The sequence below is a fragment of the Candidatus Eisenbacteria bacterium genome, from assembly GCA_013140805.1.
GTDB lineage: Bacteria > Eisenbacteria > RBG-16-71-46 > RBG-16-71-46 > RBG-16-71-46 > JABFRW01.
The window spans coordinates 1-4,115 of the sequence record JABFRW010000037.1; the positions used below are offsets into that span (position 1 = coordinate 1).

The window sequence follows — 4,115 nt, forward strand, 5'->3', positions numbered from 1 at the left end:
CCACCGCGTCGCGCGCGCTGCCGCGGCGGTGGCCGCCGGCTCCACGCCCGATCCCGCGACGGCACCGCTCGGTCGCGAGGGCGCGTTTCAGCTCATCGCGCGCGATCGCTACCTGCTGCTGATCGCTCTGCTCATGCTGGTGCTCAACTGGGTCAACACCAACGGCGAATACATCCTGAGCCGCAGCGTCGCCGCCGAAGCCGAACGCCGGCTCGCGTTCGTGACCGTCGCAGATCCCAGGGCGTTCAAGGAAGCTTTCATCGGCAGCTTCTACGCCGACTTCTTCAGCTGGGTGAATCTCGTCGGCATGCTCGCGCAGCTGTTCCTGGTGTCGCGGGTCCTCAAGTGGTTCGGGGTGCGGGTCGCCCTGTTCGTGCTGCCATTCATCGCGCTCGGCGGCTACGGATTGCTGGCGTTCGCGCCGCTGCTGGGACTCGTGAAGATCGCAAAGATCGCCGAGAACGCGACCGACTATTCGCTGCAGAACACCGCGCGGCAGGCGCTGTTCCTCACCACCTCACGCGAGGCCAAGTACAAGGCGAAGGCTGCCATCGACAGCTTGTTCGTGCGCGGCGGCGACCTGCTCTCGACCGCACTGGTCTTCATCGGCGCGCAGTACGCGCTGGCGCCGCGTGCGTTCGCGGCCATCAATCTGGTGCTGGTGATGGCGTGGCTCGCGATCGCGATCGGCATCGCGCGCGAGCATCGCAAGCGCGCGGCGATTTCGGGCTAGTCGGACGCTACTTCTTCTTGCGCGCCGGCTTCCGCTTCGCGGCCTTGCGCTTCGCCGGCTTGCGCGCGACGGCCCGCTTCCTCGCGGCCTTGCGCATGGGCTTGCGCGCAGCCTTGCGAGCCGCCTTCTTCACCGGCCTGCGCTTCGCCGCCTTCCGCTTCGCGACTTTCTTCTTCGCCGGCTTCTTGGCGGCGGGCTTCTTGGCGGCGGGCTTCCTGGCGGCCGGCTTCTTGGCGGCGGGCTTCTTCGCGGTCGGCTTCCTGGCCGCGGGCTTCTTGGCGACCGGAGCGGGCTTCGACGCCACGGGCTTCGCCACGACGAGCTTCGGAGTCGCGGCGGCCGGCGGCGCCGCTGCCGCAACGGCTTCCTGATTCAGGCGCCGGAAGTAGCGCTGCATGGGCTCGAAGTAGTAGTCGATCCAGCCGTCTTCGTACTTGTCGCCCTGGCCCATCGGCAGATCGGAATGATTCAGCGTGACGCGCGTGCCGAGCCCCTCGGGCTCGAACAGGACTTCGAGTCGCGAGTCCGCCGCTTCATCCGGGAACTCGGTGGTGCGCCACGTCTGCAGAATGCGCCGCGCGGGCTCGAGCTGAAGAATCATCCCGGTGATATACAGGTCCCACGACGTGATCTTCCCGCCGATCGTCGGCTCGACCGTCGCGCGGCCACCGGTCATGAGGCCGTGTTCGCGAGCATCGAGCCACGCGCGGTACGCACGCTCGGGCGGAACCGGAAAGTGAGCGGAAACGCGAAACGACTCGGTCGACATGGAGCCCTCCTGGCGCAGGTCGTGGGCGGGGCCGCAGCGAACCGACCCCAGTTGGCGGCATCATAGGCCGGCCCGCGCCCGGAATGCGACTCGAACCTGTCGTTCCGAATGTCAATCCTGCGGATCCAGCTCCCGAAGCGCCTCGTAGACCGGATTCCACAGGTCGCGAAGGGCCACCCAGACCAGCTCGTCCTCGTGCGGCAGCTCGCCCAGGAACACCGGCTGGCGCCGCGTGTCCCGGTAGAACTCGCTTCGATAGTCGGGACGGTAGCGCCCGCGGACGTCGCGATTCTCCTCGAGTCCGTCGAGAAAGGTGGGCAACGACCGGTCGCCGTAACGCTCCTTGAACCGCTTCTCCATGGCGTCGCAGCCGCGCGAGTCGGTGCGGCGCTGGTCCCCGGAGTAGAGCGCGTAGTCGTCGTGGCCCCCGGACGCCAGGTCCTTGCTCCACACGATGCGAGCGATCGCCTCGCGCGGCTCGACGCGCGTCACGATCGCCTCACCGGTCTTGACGTCGATGAGCTCGAGAACGCTGCTGACGCTCACCACTCGCTCACGGTCGATCACTCGCAGGTATTCCCGCTCCCAGCGGTACTGGGTGGTCCCGGAGGTGTCCCGGTAGGAACTCCGACGCCAGATCGGGAGGCTCTCGTCGGCGAGCGTCGTGTTGGTGCGCAACCCCGTCACGCGTCCCCACACCACACGCTGCGCTCCAAGCTGGCGACCCAGCGTGATCGCCTGGTCGCGCGTGAGCCCACGGGCCTGCGAGACCGTGAGTCGATCCTCGAGATCGCCAATCGGCAGGACGCGCGTGAACCGAAACGACGGCGAGCCTGCGCGCTTGCGCACTTCGTCACCGATGCGGGTCGCGAGACCCATCGCAAGGCCCGGGACTTCGACCTGGTCGTCGAACGGCAGCACCGCGATGCGGGTCACGGCGCGCTCGAACGCCTCGGGAATGCGTCGATCCACGTCGCGAAAGCCCGGCACGAACTCGGCGCACTCCTCGAAGCGCCGCACCGCTTCCTTGGGGCGTCCGTCCCGCAGACTCTGCGTCGCCTCGCGGTAGCGAATGCCCGCGGCGCCGCGCACGATGCGTTGCTCGGATTCGAGGTACGGCGCATCGCCGGGCAGCGTCACCGGGTAACGCGCGAACTCGGCGCGAAGCTCACGGAACTCGAGCGCCTTTCGGGCGGCCACTACCGTGTCGGCCGGGGCAAGGCGCAGGATGCGTCCCTTGTAGTCGTCGGACATCTGCGTGGCGACCGCCGCGAATGCATTGCGGGCCGCGGGATTTTCGGGCGACTTGTCGAGCGCGCGCCGCGCTTTCTCGTAGGCTTTGCGCAGGTCGCCGCGCTCGAGCGCTTCCTCGCTCTGGCGCGCGAGCCGATCGGGTCCGGCGCACGAGGCGAGCGCCAGTGCAACGCCCAGCGCCATCGCGATCACGACGCGCCCGCTAAGCTTCGCCATGCGCACCTCCGTGTGGGTCGGCGACCTCGGTCGCCGCGACGGCACCCGGTGCCGTCACCGCGTGGAATCCGAGCTGTCCGGCGTAGAGATCGCCCGCAGCGTGCCACACCATCGACACGAACAGCGAGCCGGTGGTCAGCACCGGCAGCGACAAGACCATGCCGGCGATCGCGGTTTGAAGCACTCCGCGCACGCCCTGATACGAATGCCCGATGCCGAACGCCAAAGACACTGCCCCGGCCGCAAGCAGCGGCGGCACGAACTGCGAACCGTAATGGAACAGGAATCCGCGGAACAGGATCTCTTCGCAGACTCCGGCGGTCAGCGACACGGCTCGAAAGCTCCGCAGCTCGGCGCGATCGTGCGGCAGCATGCGCTCGAGGGCCGCAAGGCGTCCGCGAAGTTGTGCGAGCGTCGCCGGATCATGGCGCACGCGCCTCACCTGAACGATCAGGAACCCGATCAGCAGCGCCGTCAGGGCGAGCCACCACGGTGCGAGCGGACCGCTCGGCAGGTCGAGACCGAGCGCCTGCCACGCGCGACCGCGCCACCACCAGAGTGCGGCGATCACCGCGACGAACGACCACTGCATCACGATCGCCTGGCCGTAGAGCTTTCGCCGCATGACGGGCACCTGCGGCACGGCGGCCTCGCGCAGACGCCGATAGCCGAAGGTCGCCGAGCGAATCGGAAAGAACACCACCAGCACCAGCGCGAGCGCGTGGTCGGCCCACACCAGTTGCGTCATCTGGAACGCTTGCGCTGGGTCCTGCGCTTCACGAAGCAGGTGACGAGATGGTCGTCGACCATGCCGATCGCCTGCATGTAGGCGTAACAGATGGTGCTGCCGACGAATCGGAAGCCGTGCTTCTTCAAGTCACGGCTCATCGCGTCGGACTCGGGCGTGCGGGGCGGAATGTCGCGCAGCGTGCGCCGTGCGTTGCGCAGGGGCTCGCCGTCCACGAAACGCCACAGATACGCATCGAAGCTGCCGAACTCACGCTGTACCTGGAGAAACGCGCGGGCGTTCGAGATCGCCGACTCGATCTTGAGCCGATTGCGCACGATGCCGGCGTCCGCCATGAGCCGCCTCACGTCGGCGGCCTCGAAGCGCGCGACCTTGCGCGGGTCGAAGCGCGCGAA

5 protein-coding genes are annotated in these 4,115 nt (G+C 68.1%); 1 reads left to right on the plus strand and 4 read right to left on the minus strand.

Annotation, left to right across the window (positions count from 1 at the left end; all coding sequences use genetic code 11):
- Nucleotides 1–733: hypothetical protein (locus HOP12_03780; GenBank protein ID NOT33271.1), on the plus strand; the 733-nt coding region annotated here is incomplete at its 5' end.
- Between the two features lie 7 nt (nucleotides 734–740).
- Here the strand turns inward: HOP12_03780 and HOP12_03785 are convergent.
- The 4 genes from HOP12_03785 to HOP12_03800 all read right to left on the minus strand — a co-directional run.
- Nucleotides 741–1,502 carry a hypothetical protein gene (locus HOP12_03785; GenBank protein NOT33272.1) on the minus strand — a complete coding sequence of 254 codons (762 nt, stop codon included), beginning with the start codon at nucleotides 1,500–1,502 and terminating at the stop codon, nucleotides 741–743.
- A 111-nt stretch (nucleotides 1,503–1,613) separates the two neighbouring features.
- Entirely contained in the window at nucleotides 1,614–2,972 is a 1,359-nt protein-coding gene (locus tag HOP12_03790; GenBank protein NOT33273.1) for a hypothetical protein, read from the minus strand.
- Nucleotides 2,959–3,720 (minus strand): CPBP family intramembrane metalloprotease, encoded by a 762-nt coding sequence (locus HOP12_03795; GenBank protein NOT33274.1) that lies wholly within the window; start codon nucleotides 3,718–3,720, stop codon nucleotides 2,959–2,961. Before HOP12_03795 ends, HOP12_03790 begins: the two co-directional genes overlap by 14 nt.
- A partial coding sequence (locus HOP12_03800; GenBank protein ID NOT33275.1) for a DNA-3-methyladenine glycosylase I occupies nucleotides 3,717–4,115 on the minus strand: 399 nt, incomplete at its 5' end. The genes HOP12_03800 and HOP12_03795, both read right to left, overlap by 4 nt.

What these genes read in the sequence shown, in the direction of transcription:
- HOP12_03790 (NOT33273.1), bottom strand. Translation starts at nt 2,972, where the DNA reads ATGGCGAAGCTTAGCGGGCGCGTCGTGATCGCGATGGCGCTGGGCGTT.
- HOP12_03795 (NOT33274.1), bottom strand. Translation starts at nt 3,720, where the DNA reads ATGACGCAACTGGTGTGGGCCGACCACGCGCTCGCGCTGGTGCTGGTG.
- HOP12_03785 (NOT33272.1), bottom strand. Translation starts at nt 1,502, where the DNA reads ATGTCGACCGAGTCGTTTCGCGTTTCCGCTCACTTTCCGGTTCCGCCC.